We start from the raw sequence: 317 nt of genomic DNA, 5'->3' as shown, positions 1-317 counted from the left end.
TCCTCGACGCGGCGCTCGGCGGGCTGGCCCGTCCCTTGATCGAGCTGTCCTCGACCACCGCGGTCAAGGCGGCCGCGGTGAGCGGGGCGGGGCCGGCGGGGCTGAGCGAGCTCGCCGTGGGGGGGGAACTGTCGATGCGGCTGCTGGTGAGCGTCCCGGTGGCGGACGTGTAGCTGGCGCGGGATCTGCCGGCGGTGTGGCCGACGGGGCATCGCCCGGTGGGCCCGGCGCGGGACCTGCTGTCGCTGACGCGGGGGCGAAGAACTCCCGTCAGCCACCAGCCGCCCGCACCAACCCCCGCATCACCCGCAGATCCT

General features: G+C 75.7%; 1 pseudogene. It reads left to right on the top strand.

Features of this window, described 5'->3' with window-relative positions:
* Positions 1-317, top strand: a pseudogene (locus ADL12_RS56820) (LysR substrate-binding domain-containing protein); the annotation flags it as partial.

Source organism: Streptomyces regalis (genome assembly GCF_001509475.1).
GTDB lineage: Bacteria > Actinomycetota > Actinomycetes > Streptomycetales > Streptomycetaceae > Streptomyces > Streptomyces regalis.
This window is presented reverse-complemented; position numbering and strand designations above follow the sequence as displayed.